The sequence below is a fragment of the Streptococcus sp. sy004 genome (assembly GCF_007859205.1).
Lineage (GTDB): Bacteria > Bacillota > Bacilli > Lactobacillales > Streptococcaceae > Streptococcus.
In genome coordinates this window covers 218,361-236,514 of record NZ_VOHP01000001.1, presented here as the reverse complement: position 1 = coordinate 236,514, position 18,154 = coordinate 218,361, and the positions used below count along the sequence as shown (strand labels likewise).

17 protein-coding genes and 1 pseudogene are annotated in these 18,154 nt (G+C 37.9%); 2 read left to right on the top strand and 16 right to left on the bottom strand.

All coding sequences use genetic code 11. The features are described from left to right. Window positions 1-28: 28 nt before the first annotated feature. The 11 genes and pseudogenes from FRX54_RS06450 to FRX54_RS01240 form a co-directional block, all read right to left on the bottom strand. The gene (locus tag FRX54_RS06450) at window positions 29-256 is read right to left on the bottom strand and encodes a cell division protein FtsA C-terminal domain-containing protein (RefSeq protein ID WP_398586672.1); all 228 of its coding nucleotides are present in this window, start codon (window positions 254-256) and stop codon (window positions 29-31) included. Further along, window positions 232-1,423: pseudogene (gene ftsA, locus FRX54_RS01285) on the bottom strand (cell division protein FtsA); the annotation flags it as partial. The gene FRX54_RS06450 and the pseudogene ftsA, both read right to left, overlap by 25 nt. A 141-nt stretch (window positions 1,424-1,564) precedes the next feature. Beyond that, a complete protein-coding gene (locus tag FRX54_RS01280; protein WP_146460164.1) occupies window positions 1,565-2,650 on the bottom strand; it encodes a cell division protein FtsQ/DivIB in 1,086 nt (361 codons plus the stop codon). A gap of 8 nt (window positions 2,651-2,658) precedes the next feature. Continuing rightward, complete coding sequence (locus FRX54_RS01275; RefSeq protein ID WP_146460162.1) at window positions 2,659-3,720, bottom strand: UDP-N-acetylglucosamine--N-acetylmuramyl-(pentapeptide) pyrophosphoryl-undecaprenol N-acetylglucosamine transferase; 1,062 nt, start codon at window positions 3,718-3,720, stop codon at window positions 2,659-2,661. Continuing rightward, window positions 3,717-5,078, bottom strand: coding sequence for a UDP-N-acetylmuramoyl-L-alanine--D-glutamate ligase (murD, locus tag FRX54_RS01270; RefSeq protein WP_146460158.1), 1,362 nt, complete (start codon window positions 5,076-5,078; stop codon window positions 3,717-3,719). Before murD ends, FRX54_RS01275 begins: the two co-directional genes overlap by 4 nt. A gap of 103 nt (window positions 5,079-5,181) precedes the next feature. Next, window positions 5,182-5,439 carry a DUF3165 family protein gene (locus FRX54_RS01265; RefSeq protein WP_146460155.1) on the bottom strand — a complete coding sequence of 86 codons (258 nt, stop codon included), beginning with the start codon at window positions 5,437-5,439 and terminating at the stop codon, window positions 5,182-5,184. A 24-nt stretch (window positions 5,440-5,463) separates the two neighbouring features. Continuing rightward, the gene (typA, locus tag FRX54_RS01260; RefSeq protein ID WP_146460152.1) at window positions 5,464-7,305 is read right to left on the bottom strand and encodes a translational GTPase TypA; all 1,842 of its coding nucleotides are present in this window, start codon (window positions 7,303-7,305) and stop codon (window positions 5,464-5,466) included. Between the two features lie 173 nt (window positions 7,306-7,478). Continuing rightward, window positions 7,479-7,871: a rhodanese-like domain-containing protein gene (locus FRX54_RS01255; protein ID WP_146460149.1), complete on the bottom strand. Its 393-nt coding sequence runs from the start codon at window positions 7,869-7,871 to the stop codon at window positions 7,479-7,481. A gap of 22 nt (window positions 7,872-7,893) precedes the next feature. Beyond that, window positions 7,894-8,859 carry an ROK family glucokinase gene (locus FRX54_RS01250; protein WP_146460148.1) on the bottom strand — a complete coding sequence of 322 codons (966 nt, stop codon included), beginning with the start codon at window positions 8,857-8,859 and terminating at the stop codon, window positions 7,894-7,896. Beyond that, window positions 8,834-9,058 (bottom strand): YqgQ family protein, encoded by a 225-nt coding sequence (locus FRX54_RS01245; RefSeq protein ID WP_146460146.1) that lies wholly within the window; start codon window positions 9,056-9,058, stop codon window positions 8,834-8,836. The genes FRX54_RS01250 and FRX54_RS01245 overlap by 26 nt, the downstream gene beginning before the upstream one ends. Window positions 9,059-9,139: 81 nt before the next feature. After that, the gene (locus FRX54_RS01240) at window positions 9,140-9,595 is read right to left on the bottom strand and encodes a DNA starvation/stationary phase protection protein (RefSeq protein WP_146460144.1); all 456 of its coding nucleotides are present in this window, start codon (window positions 9,593-9,595) and stop codon (window positions 9,140-9,142) included. Between the two features lie 98 nt (window positions 9,596-9,693). Between FRX54_RS01240 and FRX54_RS01235 the strand changes: the two genes are divergently transcribed. Further along, window positions 9,694-10,344, top strand: coding sequence for an A24 family peptidase (locus FRX54_RS01235; RefSeq protein ID WP_146460142.1), 651 nt, complete (start codon window positions 9,694-9,696; stop codon window positions 10,342-10,344). A gap of 33 nt (window positions 10,345-10,377) precedes the next feature. Here FRX54_RS01235 and trpX read toward each other — a convergent pair whose 3' ends face one another. From trpX to tgt, 3 genes are all read right to left on the bottom strand, one after another. Beyond that, window positions 10,378-11,367, bottom strand: coding sequence for a tryptophan ABC transporter substrate-binding protein (gene trpX, locus FRX54_RS01230; protein ID WP_261379615.1), 990 nt, complete (start codon window positions 11,365-11,367; stop codon window positions 10,378-10,380). Between the two features lie 127 nt (window positions 11,368-11,494). Further along, window positions 11,495-12,685: an MFS transporter gene (locus FRX54_RS01225; protein WP_146460139.1), complete on the bottom strand. Its 1,191-nt coding sequence runs from the start codon at window positions 12,683-12,685 to the stop codon at window positions 11,495-11,497. 186 nt (window positions 12,686-12,871) lie between these two features. Continuing rightward, window positions 12,872-14,014: a tRNA guanosine(34) transglycosylase Tgt gene (gene tgt, locus FRX54_RS01220; RefSeq protein ID WP_146460137.1), complete on the bottom strand. Its 1,143-nt coding sequence runs from the start codon at window positions 14,012-14,014 to the stop codon at window positions 12,872-12,874. Between the two features lie 129 nt (window positions 14,015-14,143). On the opposite strand from tgt, the gene FRX54_RS01215 reads away from it, so the two are divergent. Next, a complete protein-coding gene (locus tag FRX54_RS01215) occupies window positions 14,144-14,911 on the top strand; it encodes a DUF975 family protein (protein WP_186652404.1) in 768 nt (255 codons plus the stop codon). 17 nt (window positions 14,912-14,928) lie between these two features. Here FRX54_RS01215 and FRX54_RS01210 read toward each other — a convergent pair whose 3' ends face one another. Both FRX54_RS01210 and polA read right to left on the bottom strand, forming a co-directional pair. Beyond that, on the bottom strand, window positions 14,929-15,357 hold the full coding sequence (locus FRX54_RS01210) for a Fur family transcriptional regulator (protein ID WP_146460754.1): 429 nt from the start codon (window positions 15,355-15,357) through the stop codon (window positions 14,929-14,931). 127 nt (window positions 15,358-15,484) lie between these two features. After that, the gene (gene polA / locus FRX54_RS01205) at window positions 15,485-18,124 is read right to left on the bottom strand and encodes a DNA polymerase I (RefSeq protein ID WP_146460133.1); all 2,640 of its coding nucleotides are present in this window, start codon (window positions 18,122-18,124) and stop codon (window positions 15,485-15,487) included. Window positions 18,125-18,154: the final 30 nt, after the last annotated feature.

Genomic DNA, 18,154 nt, shown 5'->3' with positions numbered 1-18,154 from the left:
ATTTTATTTCCTCATTTCAATCAAACTTTTAATCAAATAAACTTCCAAACACACCACGTACCCGATCGCCTAGTTTATCTTTTGATTTCTTTGGATTAACTTTTTTCGTTTTAATCGGTTGGGGAATGAAATCTTCTGGAGCTTGTAGCGGTGGACGAACACCAGTATCCAAAGTTTCTTCTTGATACATTGTTGGAGCTGGAACAGTCATTGACATCGTCGGACGTCCAACATCAGTTGGTTTACGTCTTAGCAATTCTTCACCCGTTACAGCAGCTTGAGCTAATAATTCTACTTCGCTCATTTTTCCAACATATTCTACCAAACTAATAACATTGGCAAACATTGGATTACGAATACCAACTTGATTAGGAACGTGTAATTTCACCTTTGTCTTAAAAACATCTTGTGCCAACTCAACAATTCCAGGAAGGATTGAGCCACCACCGATTAAAACAACACCACCTGGCAAATCAAGAAGACGACCACGTTCTAAATCTTGTTTGATTCGCTCTAAAATGTGGCGAATACGAGCTGAAATGATTTCTGACAAGTAACGTTCGGTAATTTCAACAGGCTCATCACTACCAATAACATCTACAGGAACAGTTTCTGTCAAACTCGTTGCATTAGTATCAGCACTACCAAAGTTAAATTTCAAGGCTTCTGCAATTTGCATAGAAGTTTTGAGTACCTTAGAAATATCTTTAGTAACATACTCACCACCTTCAGAATAGATGTTTGTATATTGCAACTCTTGTGCTCGCATAGAAGCTACTGTCGTTTGCCCTGCTCCCATATCAATAACAGTCGCACCAAACTCACGTTCCCCTTCATTTAAGACTGATTTCGCCATCGCTAGAGGGGAGATGATAATATTCTCAACTTGAATCCCTGCACGCTCCACTGTTTTTCTCAGATTATGTAAGATGGTATTAGGACCAGTATAAATCAAGCCACGCATCTCCAAACGGACACCCATCATTCCACGAGGGTCACGAATCCCTTGGAAACCATCTACGATGAATTCTTCAGGTACCAATGAGATGACCTCACGCTCAGGAGTAATGCTCTTGGTCAATGCTGAACGAACAACACTTGCCACATCCTCATCTTTGATTTCTTTTGATTCGTTTGGAACAGGAATCATCCCTTGAGTTGGCTCGATTTGTAACAGATTAGCAGGAAGTGCCACATTAACCTTATCAATGGTAATCCCTGCTTTTTCACCTGCCTGTTCAATAGCTGATTTAATCGAATTAGCTGCCGCTTCAATATCAACAATAATACCATCTCTAACACCAGTACTGGTAACATTACTCACACCGATGACATTCATCTCTCCTTGAACAAGCTCAGCAACTAGAACCTTGATTGAACTCGTCCCTATATCCAAACCTGTAAAAAAGCCATTTCTAGCCATTCACTTGACCTCGCTATCTTTTCAAAACTATGATTCGTTTATACTATTCAAAAATAGAATTACTCAGTGATTATTATATCATAAAAAACGTAAAATGATATCATTTTACGTTTTTTATTTCGATAAAATCTCTAGGCAGGCCTATTCTGCACTAAGATTTTCTTCAATTTCTGATATGGCAATCTCTACAGACACCTCTGAACTCATCTCACTTGCGTCACTACTTTCGGTTTCATCTGAAAAAATGCTTGATTCACTAGCCGATGTGTTTTCTTCTTGACGACTTTGACTTTGTGCTTCAAGCTCACTCGTTGTGCGATAAATCCCAACTTCCATATCAATGATACCTACATCAGTCAGCTGAATCATCTTGTTATAATAAGACAACTTCTTGGACAATTCTGATAAAGGAACCCTTACCAAATTACCATCATACATTTCCAACTGTAACAAGTCAGCTGTCGCTTTACTCGGTGTCAAACTCACATTTCTCACTTGACTAACAATTTGCTGGTCAACTTTCAGTAACTCTGCCACTAATTGCTTAATTTGTTTCTTATCTGTCAATTCAACAATTAAGGCCTCCCCTGTTAGGGCACCAGCATCGGTAGTATCAACACGTGTTCCGCTTTCTAAAATCGGTCGATAGCCCTCTTCTGTCAAACCGTAAGCATAAATTTGATATTCCTTGACCTTAATGTTGAAAATATTAGGAAATTGATAGCTAATCTTAGTCTCTTTGACCCACGGATTGTTCTTTGTGATAGCCTTTTCATAGATCTTAGTTTTCAAAAAAACACTGGTTAAATAGTCACTTTCCTTAATCCCACTTGCTTGGTTAACGTCTTGAGCCGTGGTTTGATCAACCCCTATCACTTGCAATACTTTTTGTTGGCTATAAGGTGTCAAATAAAAGACAGAAGCTAATAGCACCAACATAGCAGTCACGATAATGGGAACAACCTTAATGAAGGTTGTTCTTTCTTTTTTGATCGTTTGCTGACTTACTTTTTTGATTTTCTTCTTTGGTTTTAATTGACCAGCAGGCTTTTCTTCAGAAGCTGGCTGATTCATCAAAGATTTTCTTTTGGCCAATAAACCTTTTGCTGCTTTAGCCTTCATCTGCTCTTCTTGCTGCTTCTTCTTTAAAAACTCAATATTTCTTTTTTGCCAATCACTTAATTCTCTCTCAGGTGTTGCCTGATCATGTTTATTTTTTTTTGACATAATATCCCTTAATTTTGGTTAATATCTGCTTCCAACACGTTATAAAAATCAACTATTGATTTCAAATCTTTGGTTGTTGCCATAGCTTCTTGATAACTAGCTTGCTTGGTCAAAAGTTCAGCAATAGCTGATTCCAAGTTCTCTAAAGTCAAGTCTTCTTCAAGTAACTGTTTCGCATAACCTTGTTTCTCAAAATAAGCAGCATTTTCCAGTTGATCTCCACGACTAGCCTCTTTACCCAAAGGAACAATCACATGAAGTTTTTTCATCGCTAACAACTCAAATAAGGTATTGGCTCCCCCACGAGTCACCACAACATCAGCCATTGCCATCAAAGGTTGGTAAAGATCCGTTACATAATCAACACGGTAAAGATTTTTCGTGAGTTGGTTAAGGCTAGCATCACCAGATAAATTGATAACATTATAACGCTTAATCAATTCTGGTTCTTGGCTAATAAACTCATTAAAAACCTTGGCTCCGCCAGAACCGCCAACAAACAGAATGGTTTTTAATTGTGCATCAAACTGGTCGCGGATAAAATCAACTTGGGTCATGTCAGCACTGTCTTGATCAATTTTTGTGATTGCTCCAACATGTTCTTCCTTAGCTAAATTAGCTTGTTTAAAGGTTGTGTACATCTTTGTCGCAAATTTATAAGCGATTTTATTGGCCAAACCCATAGACAAATCTGACTCATGAATAAAGACTGGAACAGACAAAATTTTTGCTGCAATGACTGGGGGAACTGAAACAAAGCCTCCTTTTGAAAAGAGAGCGTTAGGTCGGATTTTAGCTACAATGACTAAAGATTGTAAAATACCATAGGCTACCTTAAATAAGTCTAGAAAATTCTGCCAACTGAAATAACGACGTAATTTCCCTGTCGCAATGCCATGGAAAGTTACTGAAAGACCCGATTGAATAATGGTTTGGTATTCAACACCATTTTTATCACCAATGTAGTGCACTTCCCAACCATCTGACAAAAATTTAGGAATCAGAAGTAGATTCAGGGTAACATGACCAACTGTTCCACCACCTGTGAAAATAATTTTTTTCTTGGTCATGCTTGTTCTCCCTTGATTTTTTCAACTGTTTGGATAAACTCATCTCCACGTTCTTCGAAGTTGAGGTATTGGTCCCAACTCGCGTTAGCAGGACTAAGCAAAACCACATCATCAGCACTAGCTAAATTAAAAGCTAATTCCGTAGCTTCTGCCACATTATCAGCCATTACCCAAGGCAGACCTGTTTTTTCTGCCAGTTCTTTCAAACGTGGAGCCACTTCGCCGATTAAAACTAACTGCTTAATTCCCTGTAAATCTGGCAAAAGCTCATCAAAAGCATTACCACGATCCAAACCACCTAGGATTAAAAGCACCTGCTTGTTATCAAAGCCTGAGAGGGCCTTTTGAGTCGCTTGAATATTGGTTGATTTACTATCATTATAAAAACGCACCTGTTTCACCGTTCCTAAATCTTGCAAACGATGCTTGACGCCAGAAAAACGAGTAATACCTTCTTTAATCGCTTGATTGTCAATACCAGATAATTTAGCCACTGCAATAGTTGCCAAGGCATTTTCTATATTATGAAGACCAGGAACACCAATCTCATCCACTGACATAATCAACTCATCCTTAAAGTAAAGTTGGTTTTCAAATAGATAGGCTCCATCCACTTTTTCAGTAACTGAAAAAGGAATAACCATTGCATTACTACTTTTAGCCAATTCCTTAGTCAACCCTTGTGTGACATTCAAAATCAAAAAATCTTCTTCAGACATTTGCTCTTGAATCTTCCACTTTGCTGCCACATAGTCGTCAAACTCACCGTGATAGTCTAAGTGACTTGCAACAAAATTAGTAATCACGGCAATATGGGGCTTAAACTCTTTGACACCCATGAGTTGAAAGCTAGACAGTTCTGTAATCATCACATCAGACGCCGTTGCTGTTTGAGCTACTTCGCTAGCAGGAAAGCCAATATTTCCTGCCAATAAGCCTGAACGCCCTGCACACTCAAAAACATTAGCAATCATGGTTGTTGTTGTTGTTTTGCCATTTGAACCAGTAATACCAATAATTGACGCCTCAGAAATCAAATAGGCTAATTCAACTTCAGTAAAAATAGGCAAACTCTTCGCCAAGGCAGCTACAACCATAGGATTACTGTAAGGAATCCCTGGATTTTTAACCATCAAGGCAAATTCTTCTTCTAATAATTCAACTGGATGATGACCACAAATCACTTTCATCCCCATGCTTAATAACTCTTTAGCCATCGGATTTTCTTCCAAAGCTTTACCATCATTAACCGTAACTAAAGCACCTAATTGGTGTAACAATTTAGCAGCTGCTAGTCCTGAACGAGCCAAACCCAGTACCAAGACTTTCTGATTTTTAAACCGATTAATCATTTTCATATCGTTTTTATCTCATTCTAATCTTTCTATTTCTATCTATTTTACCTTTAATTAAGGGAATTTTCAAGATTAAAGAAAAAGGAAGACCCGACAAGTCTTCCTTTCATTTCTTCGATTGATTTGATTTAGTAGTCAGAGCAAACATGTCTTTTAAAGCTAAAACACCTACCAAAGTCATTAACAAACCAACAAAAATCTCTGGTGGCGATTGACTCAACTGGGTAAAACTCAAGATAGCTAAAACCACAAAACTACCCACCAAACCCACAATAAAAATGATATTTAGGGTATTCTTGATTGATTTAGGTGCTGCAAAAAAATAGTAACCCAAAATCATCAAGGCAATAATGAGATAAAACATTAGCTCACCTCTTCATAAAAAATCTTATTCAGCAGATTTTTTCTTCTTGTTAGCCTTGTCACGCCCTTGTTTATCAAGAATCTGCTTACGCAAACGAATTGACTCAGGTGTCACTTCCATATACTCGTCATCATTCAAAAATTCAAGTGATTCTTCCAAAGTCAAAATACGTGGGGTCTTAATTACTGACGTTTGGTCTTTAGTTGCCGAACGCACGTTTGTCATCTGCTTGGCTGTTGTAATATTAACTGTCAAGTCATTATCACGAGAGTTTTCTCCGATAATCATCCCTTCGTAAACTTCTGTACCTGGATTAACAAAAATCGTACCACGTTCTTCAATACGCATGATTGAGTACGTTGTTGCTTTACCAGCGTCAATAGAGACCAAGGCACCACGGTGACGTCCACCGATTTCTCCTGGAACGACTGGTAAATATTGATCAAAGGTATGGTTCATAATCCCATAACCACGTGTCATTGATAAGAACTCAGTTGAGTAACCAATCAAACCACGCGCTGGAACAAGGAAAATCAAACGTGTTTGACCATTACCAACCATTTGCATATCAAGCATGTCACCCTTACGCTCTGACAAGGATTGAATCACGGCACCTTGATATTCTTCTGGAGTATCAATTTGAACACGCTCAAACGGCTCCATCTTGACCCCATCAATTTCTTTGATGATAACTTCTGGACGAGAAACTTGCAATTCATAACCTTCACGACGCATGGTTTCAATCAAAATGGACAAGTGCAATTCACCACGACCTGAAACAGTCCATTTATCTGGCGAATCCGTTGGATCAACACGTAAGGAAACGTCTGTCTGCAATTCTGCCAATAGACGTTCTTCAACCTTACGAGAAGTTACCCATTTTCCTTCACGACCGGCAAATGGCGAATTATTAACCAAGAAAGTCATTTGAAGGGTTGGTTCATCAATACGCAATACCGGCAATGGTTCTACTGCATCTGTCGGTGTCACTGTTTCACCAACAAAGATGTCTTCCATACCTGATACAGCAATCAAATCACCCGCCTTAGCTTCTTGAATTTCACGACGTTCAAGACCAAAGAAACCAAAGAGTTTCGTTACACGGAAGTTTTTCGTTGTGCCGTCAAGTTTTGAAAGGGTAACTTGGTCACCAACTTTAACACTTCCACGGAAGATACGACCGATACCAATACGGCCAACAAAGTCATTGTAATCCAATAGTGATACTTGGAATTGTAGCGGCTCATCTGAATTATCCACTGGTGCAGGAATATGATCGATGATGGTATCAAAAATTGGTGCCATCGTCGCTTCTTGGTCAGCCGGATTATCTGATAAAGACGATGTTCCGTTAATCGCTGAAGCATAAACAACAGGGAATTCTAATTGGTCATCATCTGCTCCTAATTCAATAAAGAGTTCAAGCACTTCGTCAACAACTTCTTCAGGACGTGCTGATGGTTTATCAATTTTATTGACTACCACGATTGGTGTTAGGTTCTGTTCCAAGGCTTTTTTCAATACAAAGCGAGTTTGTGGCATAGTCCCTTCATAGGCATCCACAACCAAAACAACACCATCTACCATTTTCATGATACGTTCAACTTCTCCACCGAAGTCCGCATGTCCTGGGGTATCCATAATATTGATACGAACATCATTGTAGGCAACGGCTGTATTTTTAGCAAGGATAGTAATCCCACGCTCTTTTTCTAAATCATTTGAGTCCATGGCACGCTCGTCCAAGGTCGTACGCTCGTCCAAGGTTTGTGATTGTTTCAATAATTCATCAACAAGGGTTGTTTTTCCGTGGTCAACGTGGGCAATAATAGCAACGTTACGGATATCTTCTCTTAATTTTGTCATGTTTTCCTCTTAATTCTTAGATTAACCCCTGTATTATATCATAAATTCTCTTAAATAAGCACTAGAAACCTCTTGTAAACGTTTTTTACTCAATTAAAATACGATAATTTCTTCAATCCTGTCCATTTACTCTCTTCATAAAAATAAAAGCCAGCCGACTAGACTGGACTTTTTCATGATTTAATTTTAGTTTCTTTTACCTTACCATCCCAATAGTCAAAACCATCTTTTAGAACATAAATATCTGTAAATCCTGCTTTTTTCAAAGTTAAAATACTACGAGCAGTATTAGCACCACGGGCATTTTCATACAACAAAACTGGCTTATCTTTTCTAAGAGCCGATAGGGAGTCCTTAAACTGAGCGGCTTGAAAATTCCTTGCTCCTAAAATATGTTTACGTCTAAAACTTTCACCATCACGCAAGTCAATTAACTGCCCCTTAGGCATTAGAGTTTTGAAAGTATCATTATCAACAAATTGAGCTGCTTGACGAACCCTGAAATAATTCCAAAGCAACCAAGCTATAAAACCTAGCAAAATTAACCATACCAATGCTGTTATCATCTTATTCTTCTCTTTCTATTTTCTATCCTAGCTGACGAACTAAACTTGCTGCACCAATGATACCTGCATCATTTCCTAGCTCTGCTAATTTCAACTGAGTGGTTTGACGCACTTGTGGAAAAGCATAACGCTTAAATTGAGTTTCTACACGTTGAAGCAAAAAATCACCTGCTGCAGAAACCCCACCACCAATAACAATGGCACTAGGATTAAGAATATTGCCTAGATTGGCAGCAGCTAAACCGAGATAGTTAGCCACCTTATCCACAATCTGATTAGACAAGTAATCACCTGCTTTAGCTTCATCAAAGATAATCTTACTCGTCACGTCATCACCATTGTCAATCATTGCTTTAATAGGCGATACTCCTTCATATTCTTCTGCTAAAAGCCTAGCCACTCGTACAATACCTGTCGCTGAAGCCACTGTTTCCAAGCAACCTGTATTACCACATGTACAAGCAAAACCTGTTTCAGCCGCTACAATCATGTGACCAATCTCACCACCTGCTCCAGCCACACCATGAATGAGGTTGCTATCAGCGATAATGCCGCCACCAACACCTGTACCAAGGGTCATAAAAACGACATCAGATTGATTATCACCAGCACCGACCCAAGCCTCTCCCAAGGCAGCAACATTGGCATCGTTATCAATAGCAAAAGGTAAGCCTAATTCGGTTTCAATCACTTGACCAATTTCTTGAGTCTTTGCCCAATTCAAATTAAAAGCACCTGTAACCGTTTTTTGCTCACGATTAACTGCTCCTGGGGAACCCATCCCAATACCGATAAAATCAGCCTTGGTCAAGCCATAAAGTTCCCAACGATGCTTAATAGAGGCTATAATATCTGGTAGAATATGACGCCCATCTTCTAAATTATTGGTTTCAATCGACCATTTGTCCTGAACGTCTCCTTCTTGAGTCACGATACCAAATTTAATGCTCGTGCCACCCAAATCAATTCCTAGTAATTTTCTTGTCATTTTCTTGCTCCTTTTCCAATCGATGCTCCCGTCGTAAAATCAACTCTGCTTGCAAATAGTTTTCCCTAGCTAACAAGCCATTTTGATAAAGACGCTCCAATTCAATCTTCATCATCTCAATATCATATAAGCGTTTGCCCAAATAAACAAAGATTCCAAATCGTTTGAGCAACTGTTGAACATCATATAAGTCTTTCATACCCTATTCATTTTAGCAAATTCAAGAACAGTTTTCAATGACCAAAATAGCCAGCTCCTTGTTAGGAACTGACTGCTTTTATTAACCTAATTCAGCTTTAAGCATCCAAATGACCTTATCTGCATCAGCTAGGGCATCTGCAAACAGACCATTAGCAACGGCTTCGCCTTCTTCATCCGTTACTTCTAAACCTTGATGATAAAGTTCTGCTAGATAAGTATAGACTTCAATCAATCGTGTCAAACGATCTGCCATTGGAACATCAAAACTACCTTTAACTTCTTCAAGTTTAGATACTTGATGATATTCTTCAAGAGTTGAGTATGGTGCACCACCCAACATAATCAAACGTTCACTTAATTCATCCAAATGACCATCTAATCCATCAATCAAAGCATCCATCTTTTTATGTAGGTAAAGGAAACCTTGACCACGCATATACCAATGTGCCTGACGAATAATTGAAATAGCCTTATAAATATCAGCTACTGCTTGGTTCAAAACTTCTTTAGTACCATCATAAGATCTTGTTGTCATTTGTTATACCTCTTTCTATTTTATGTTTTAATTATAATCGTTCTAAAAAACTTTGTCAAGCATTTAACTTTTTAAAACGAATTAGCGAATTAAAAAGTATGAAGACTATTTTAATTTTTTTCCTTGGAGCTAGCCTAGGCTCTTTTTTAGGGTTAGTTTTTGATCGCTTTCCAGAAAAATCTATTCTTTTTCCCCGAAGTCACTGCAACCATTGCAAAAAAATATTAACTGTTAGAGACTTAATTCCAATTTTTTCACAATTGATTAATGGCTCTTGTTGTCGATTTTGTCATGCTAAATTCCCCCTTTGGTATGCTGGACTAGAACTAACGTCTGGACTCGTTGCACTAGCTTGCTATACAGACGTCATCAGTCCTGCCCAGACCATCTTAATCTATCTCGGTTTAATCCTGACTTTATATGATTTGAAAGAGCAAGCCTATCCTCTTTGTATTTGGCTTATCGGTAGTAGTCTCCTTTTTTTCTTTCATCCTATTAACCAAATTAGCCTATTCTTTTTATTTTTGGCTCTCTTAGCGACTTTTCTTCCGCTTAAAATTGGCAATGGGGACTTTCTCTTTTTGGCTAGTCTAGCGTTTACTCTCGATTTTTATCAGCTACTTTATTTACTCCAACTAGCTAGTTTACTAGGATTAACTTATTATTTTATTGGCAAAAATAAGCACAAAAGTATTGCTTTTGTTCCTTTTCTTTTTCTAGCCTATCTTGTGGTTTTATGGCTAAGCTAAATAAAAAAGTTGGAACAAATTGTCCCAACTTTTTTATTCAATGATTTGACTAGCTGATGATAACACTTCTTCTGGAATTGAAATCCCTAACTCAACTGCAACCTTTTTATTGATCACTGGCTTACCTTCACTAAAAATCTCCACAGGAAGATTTGCAATTTTTTCACCATCAAGTACCTTGGCAACCATTTGACCAGTTGCTACACCTAATTGATATTGATCAATAACTACGGAAGCCAAGCCTCCTTCTGCAACCATAGTGTCCACACTTGGGAAAATTGGTTTTTTCGCTTCCTTAGTCACTGAAACAACGGTCGCAAAAGCACTAGCAATGGTATTGTCTAAAGGCACCCATAAGGCATCAACCTTGTCTAACATCACATTCAACGTCGTTGCAATTTCATTGGTTGAAGGAACAGCATAGGTTTCAACTTGGTAACCCTTGGTTTGTGCCATGTTAGCAAATTCTTCAACTTGAGATTTGGAATTATCTTCACTACTACTGTATAAAATCCCAATGATTTTAACAGATGGTGTCAAGGTCTTAATCAACTCTAGTTGACTAGCTATTGGTGTCTGATCTGAAACCCCTGTGACATTACCACTTGGTTTTTCCAAATCTTTGACCAAATTAGCACCAACTGGATCAGTGACGGCTCCCATAACAACTGGAATAGTTTTGGTCGCATTGGCCAAACCTTGAGCTGCTGGTGTTGCAATCCCAACCAAGACCTGATTGCCATTATTAACCAAAGTCTGACTCATGGTTTGAACCTTACTTTGATCGCCCTCAGCATTTAAAAAATCAATCGTGACACGTTTATCATCGTAACCCGCCTGTTTCAAACCTTCTTGAATACCAGCATAGATAGTATCTAAGGCCTCATGCGTAACATATTGCAAGACTCCGACCTTGACTTCTTCTTGTGCTGACTCTTGTTTTTTTTGTGAACTGAATACCCCAAAAATAATGAGGGCTAAAAATCCTAAACCTAATAAACTAAACAACCGTTTATTTTTTATCATATCTCTCCCTACTTTCCCTAAGATTATCTGATTAAAGTACAGATGTTTTTCTATTTCTGTTCAATGTATCATAATTCAACTAAAAAGTAAAGGTATTTCAGTTGATTTGAAAAGAAGCTTAAGATTAAGCCTCTTTTTTATAGTTGATGGCTAAATAAAAACCGACAAGTATGGTTAAGGCATTGATAGCAATACCTAAGACCAAGATATTTTGATACACACTTGGAATCAACAGAAATAAAATTCCCCAAAAAGCATACAAACTTGAATTGGTTGAATAAACCACTGCCATCTTATCATGATCATATTCTGCATAAATCAGTTTCTCAAAAATATTACCAGAAATCCCAATAATCACAAAGGTTAGGAAAAAGAGAAAAAGTTTAAGGTAGGGATTGGCTACTAGAAAAACCAATAATAAACACGTGCCTGAGATAATATAGTCCATAAAGAAAAATCGTCTTGGTGAAATCGATAGTTTAGGAGCGATAAAAGCCCCAAGCAAGTCCGCTCCACGCTGAACGGCTAAAACCAGTCCAACTAGCTGAATGGAAATTCCTTCTTGTAAAAGGTATAAGGGCATCAAGGTCAGCAATAAATCTGTTCCTCCACTTAGAAATGACTCTACCATAACAATCAAGGACGCATAAGGAGATGAGCGAAAAATGGCAATCGACTGAGCCAAATTTTCTTTTTTGTTAGGTTCCTTGTCAGCTGCCGTTTCTATCGTTTGCTTTGGTTTGAGTTGTATTCGACAAATAAAATAAATGGCAGCAATAAAAAATGGCAGGCTCAGTTGTAAAAGCACCTTATAGGAAATGACGGCTAACAAGCAAGACGCCAAAAAATTACTCAAAATATCTAACACATTAGACGTTGCATATTGGAGATCAATTGACTTATCAATCAAGTCGTCATCATTATCCAAGGTGTCTGGGATAATTTTCATTTGCATGGTATTTAAGCAAACAGTCACCAGATGAAATAGAAAGTTAAGTCCATACATCCAGGCCACTTGCCACTTAAACGTCAGGCAACAGATGATTGAGATAATCAAAAATAACTGGCTGACTTGAAAGGTAATCAACCAAGTCTTGTCTTGCTTAATCTGGTCAATCACTGGACCATATAAAAAAGAAGTCAACTGAGGAATCAAGCCCAGTAGGGCAAATAGAGATAAACTACCTGCATCAATCTGATAGACTTGAATTAAACCAATTGATAAGGCAATCCAATAAAAACTATCTGCAATATTACGACTCGACCGACTTAATATCAAATGATAAAAATTAGCCGTCAAGGATCTAAATGTCATAGCTTGCCACCTCCAATCAATCCTATCCACAAGATATGTTATCGCTTTCTTTATTATCATTTTAACATCTTACAACTTGTTGTCAATAGAAAAAACCACCCTTTGACGAAAGAGTGGTTTTGGAGATTTATGAAAAAGAAAAGTTTTAGGATATTTACATTATAGCTTCCTTAGCTTAAGTCAACCTTAAAAATTACGCTTAGAACGATTGTAGCCATATTGTTCTATAAAATCTTCTCTAAATTCCAGCAAATTGTCATCTAAAATAGCTTGACGCACACGTTTCATTAAATTAACCAAGAAATAAAGATTATGGTAACTTGTTAAACGAATACCGAAGGTTTCATCTGCTTTTAAAAGATGACGAATGTAAGCGCGTGTATAATTTTGGCAAGTATAACAATCACAGTTTGGATCCAGTGGACTGAAATCTTCCGTAAATTGAGCATTTTTGACAACCAAACGTCCCTGACTGGTCATACAGGTCCCATTACGCGCAATACGAGTTGGTAAAACGCAGTCAAACATATCAACACCACGAATGACACCATCAATCAGGCTATCTGGTGCACCTACTCCCATTAAATAACGTGGTTTATTTTCTGGTAACAATGGCGTTGTGAAATCTAGGACCGCGTTCATTTCTTCATGCGTTTCTCCGACAGCCAAACCGCCAATCGAATAACCTGAAAAATCCATGCTGACTAAATCTTGAGCAGACTGACGACGAAGATCTTCAAAACCAGCCCCTTGCACGATTCCAAAAATACCTTGGTCATGTGGACGACGGTGGGCATTCAAGCCACGCTCTGCCCAACGACTAGTGCGTTCAATAGATTTTTTCACATAATCATAGGGCTGATAAAATTGAGGGCATTCATCAAAACTCATCATGATGTCACTACCAAGATTGTTCTGAATGGCAATCGCCTTTTCTGGCGATAAAAACATCTTAGAGCCATTGAGATGATTCTTAAAAGTCACTCCTTCTTCTGTAATTTGACGACTATCTGCTAAAGAATAAACTTGGAAACCACCACTATCTGTCAAAATGGCTTGATCCCAATTCATAAATTTGTGCAGACCACCAGCTTGAGCCACCAATTCATCACCTGGGCGTAGCCATAAGTGATAGGTATTCGATAAAATAATCCCTGAACCCATTTCTTTTAATTCCTCAGGTGACTGAGTTTTAACCGTTGCTAAAGTTCCGACTGGCATAAACATAGGCGTCGGAAAAGTGCCATGTGGAGTAATAATTTCCCCCAAACGAGCCCCCGTGTGTTTCTCTTTTTTAATCAAACGATATTGAATTGGATGTTGCGTCATCTTATCTCCTTTACTTTGCAACTGGAAAATACAGTTCCAGGCTTTCTTGACTCCCATATTTTACCAAAAAAATGAACTACTGTCATGAGATATGATATAATGAAAATAAGACAAAAGGAGACTACTACCATGATGACCAATAAATCTATTCGCCAAGCAGCTAGGCATCAACTAAAACAAACACCAAATAAATACAAAATTTTCTTAACTCCGATTTTACTTATCCTTATCTATACAGGTATAGAAAGAATACTTTTACAAAACGAAGAAAATCTTACTTTACCTGGTTTTCGTTTTATTCCTTTATTCGCCATTCTTTTTACTCTATCAGCCAGTCTAACTATGTTGGATATTTGGCGTAAGAAACAAACCAGTCCAACATTTACAGATAGCACCAGAAGTTTTTCTTTATCTTATCTAGGGAGATACCTTCTTGTTTCTTTACTACACTATATTTACTTCATGCTTTTTTATCTTTTTTCTATAGTTATCTTAGGACTTATTGCTTTTGTACTCTACTTTATCATATCTAAAATATATCCAGTTGAAATCAATGATACGGTTCTTGATCCTATATTTGTCTTTGTTTTACTAATTGTTGTTATCATAGGATTAATGATGTATGGATTTTGGTACTATACCTTTTCTCAAGTTGAACTAATTCTTACTGATCAACTAGAATCAAATACTTATAAAAATCCACATCACGTTTTAATGACCAGTCGTCGTTTGATGAAAGGCCATCGAAAACAAGCCTTTCTCTTAGATTTATCCTTTATGCCTTGGCTTATCTTAAGTGTAGTAACTGCCAATCTTTTGATGATATATATTCTACCTTACTATACTACTGCCAAAGTGGTCTTCTATGATCAAGTCACAAAACATCACCAATCATAAAAGGCTTAGACAACTGTCTAAGCCTTTTTTTCTTGACATAAGGGACAAATCCCATAAATCATGGTCTGCGTTTTGGTAATCTTAAAACCTGTTTCAGCTTGAATAGCTAATTTCACATCAGGTAGGTTAGTTAACATGACATCAACAATTCTCCCACAATTTTGACAAATAACATGGGGATGATGATGACCTAAAAAGTCATAATAGCTGGTGTTATCTTGTGGTAATTTTAACTCACTAACAAAACCCTCATCAACCAGAACCTTGAGATTGTTGTAAACAGTCGCCAAACTCATACTAGGATAGTCTGGTAGTAAATCCTGATAAATCTTCTCTGCACTTGGGTGTTCATGACTCTCAACCATATAAGCCAAAATCGCCTTTCGTGTATCCGTCAATCGAATATGACGTTCTTTTAGCTCTTCCAATGTTTCTTCATAAATCATACGATCTGTTTCTGATAAAATGATCACAGCCACACCTCCCAACCTCTTTATTTTAATTTCATGTGAAGTAAATCAATCATCGACCAATTTATTGATACCTAAATTTCTTCAACAACTGACTAATGGTCTATTTTGCTTCGTACCAGGTTTGACCATAACTTTGATCAACCAAAAGTGGCACTGCCAGACTAACGGCATTCTCCATAGTATCCTTAACCAAGAGTTGAACTTCTTCTAGTTCTTCTTTAGGCAACTCCAAGACGATTTCATCATGCACCTGCAAAAGCATTCTAGCTTTCAACCCTCTTTCAGTCAGTTGTTTATCTAATTCAATCATAGCTATTTTTAGAATATCAGCGGCACTCCCTTGAATTGGAGAATTGATGGCAGTTCGTTCCGCAAAGCTACGCAGATTAAAATTACGCGAATGGATGTCTGGCAATTCACGCCGACGTTTAAAGATGGTTTCAACATACCCTTTAGTTTTAGCGTCTGCGACAATCTGATCCATGTAAGTCTTAATCCCTGGATAACGTGCAAAATAGGTTTCGATATAAGTTTTAGCTGCTTGGCGGCTAATGCCTAAGTTATTAGACAGACCAAAATCAGAAATCCCATAAACCACTCCGAAATTAACCGCCTTGGCATTGCGACGGTCATTATCGGTCACTTGATCTGGACTGGCAATACCAAAAACCCGCATGGCTGTTGAGGTATGAATATCCACCCCTTGCTTAAAGCCGTCAATCAAATGCTCATCACCAGAGATATGAGCCAAAACTCGCAATTCAATTTGAGAATAATCTGAACTCAACAATAACCAATCTGGATGTGACGGTCTGAATGCCTTACGAATCAAACGCCCCTGTTCTAAACGAATAGGAATATTTTGCAAATTAGGATCAGTACTAGACAGACGACCTGTTTGGGTTAAATCTTGTACATAACGTGTATGAATTTTATGATCGTCTAAAATATAATCTTGTAGACCAAGAATATAGGTGGACTGCAATTTAGTAATTTGACGATAATCTAAAATCTTTCTAACCAAGTCTGACTGATGAGCCAAACGCTCTAAAACATCAGCTGCTGTTGAATAACCCGTCTTGGTTTTCTTGGTAGCTGATAGCGGCAGCCCCATTTTTTCAAACAAGATAATCCCCAATTGCTTGGGCGAATTGATATTAAAAATTTCACCAGCCAAGTCATAGATTTCTTCTGTTAATTGATCAATCACCAACTGATTTTCCAAAGCCATCTCTTGTAAACTGGATTGCTCAACCTTAATACCTGCTATTTCCATCTTAGCCAAAACAAAAGCCAAAGGCAATTCCATCTCGTAGAATAAATCTTCCTGCTGATTATCTTTTAGAGCTTGACTCATTATCGGTTCTGTTTCTATCAGAACTTGAATCTTTCTTGCCAAATGAGCATGGAAGAGTTTATCTTCTGGTAAGGTACGTTTGACACCTTTGCCATAAACTTGTTCATCACTACTTAGTTGCCCCTTGCCGTATAGACGAGCAATGGTTGCCAAGTCATTATCTTCAACGGTGGATAACAAGTACTTGGCCAAGCGGCTATCATAGCTAGCCATTGGCAAATCAATGCCTAATTGATGCAACAAGACTTTGGTTCGCTTACTGTCATAAGTTTTGATCGGTTGCGATAACACTTTTTTAAATAAGTCTGTGTTTAATAAAGAAAGATTTTGACTGACATAAATCCTTTGTTCGTTTCCCCAAGCAAAACCAACAATATCTTCTACATGATAATTGTCATTTAAGATTTCAAAGTAAAAGAATTGGTCCTCTGAAAACATCTCAGTACTAAGATCTTCTGTGACTAATTGATAAGCAATCTTTTCTGCGGCTGGTTCTGGCAAATCCAAGGCTTGACGGAACTGTCTAAAGTCCATTTCCTCATAGAAAGTAGCAAGGCTGGTTAGGTTTGGCCCTTGATAAAGTAAATCATCTAAGCCAATCGTCACTGGTGCTTGGGTGTTGATGGTCGCCAAGGTCTTAGATAAAAAAGCCTGCTCTTTATCTGCGATTAAGTTTTCTTTCATCTTAGAAGATTTTAGCTCGTCCAAACGTTCATATAAATTTTCTAGACTGCCAAATTCATGCAAGAGCTTCAGACCAGTTTTCTCACCAATCTTAGTCACACCAGGAATATTATCCGACTTATCCCCCATTAGGGCTTTGAGATCCACAAATTGTTGCGGTGTTAAACCTAGTTTTTCCTTGAGATAGATCGGTGTGAAAGCTTCAAACTCTGCCACACCTTTTTTAGAAATCTCAACCACGGTATTCAGATCTGTAAGCTGAATCAAGTCCTTATCACCACTAACAATGGTAATCTCAAAAGGTTGATTTGACGCCTCTGCCAACTTGGCCATCGTACCAATAATGTCATCTGCCTCATAATTGGGCAAATCATAATAGGTAATCCCCAAATGGGTCAACATCTCACGAATATAAGGAAACTGCTCACGAAATTCTTCAGGCGTTTTTGCCCGACCAGCCTTATAGTCTTTAAATAAGTCTGTCCGAAAGGTCGTTTTACCAGCATCAAAAGCCACTAGAACGTGAGTTGGCTGCAAACGTTCCATCATGTGATCCAGCATAAGATGAAAACCGTAAATGGCATTTGTATGCAAACCAGTTTGATTTTTGAAACGATCTAATTGATTGTATAGGGCAAAAAAGGCTCTAAACGCGACAGATGACCCATCAATGAGTAATAATTTTTTCTTTTCTAACATGCTATTATTATAACATAATTTACCAAGCAG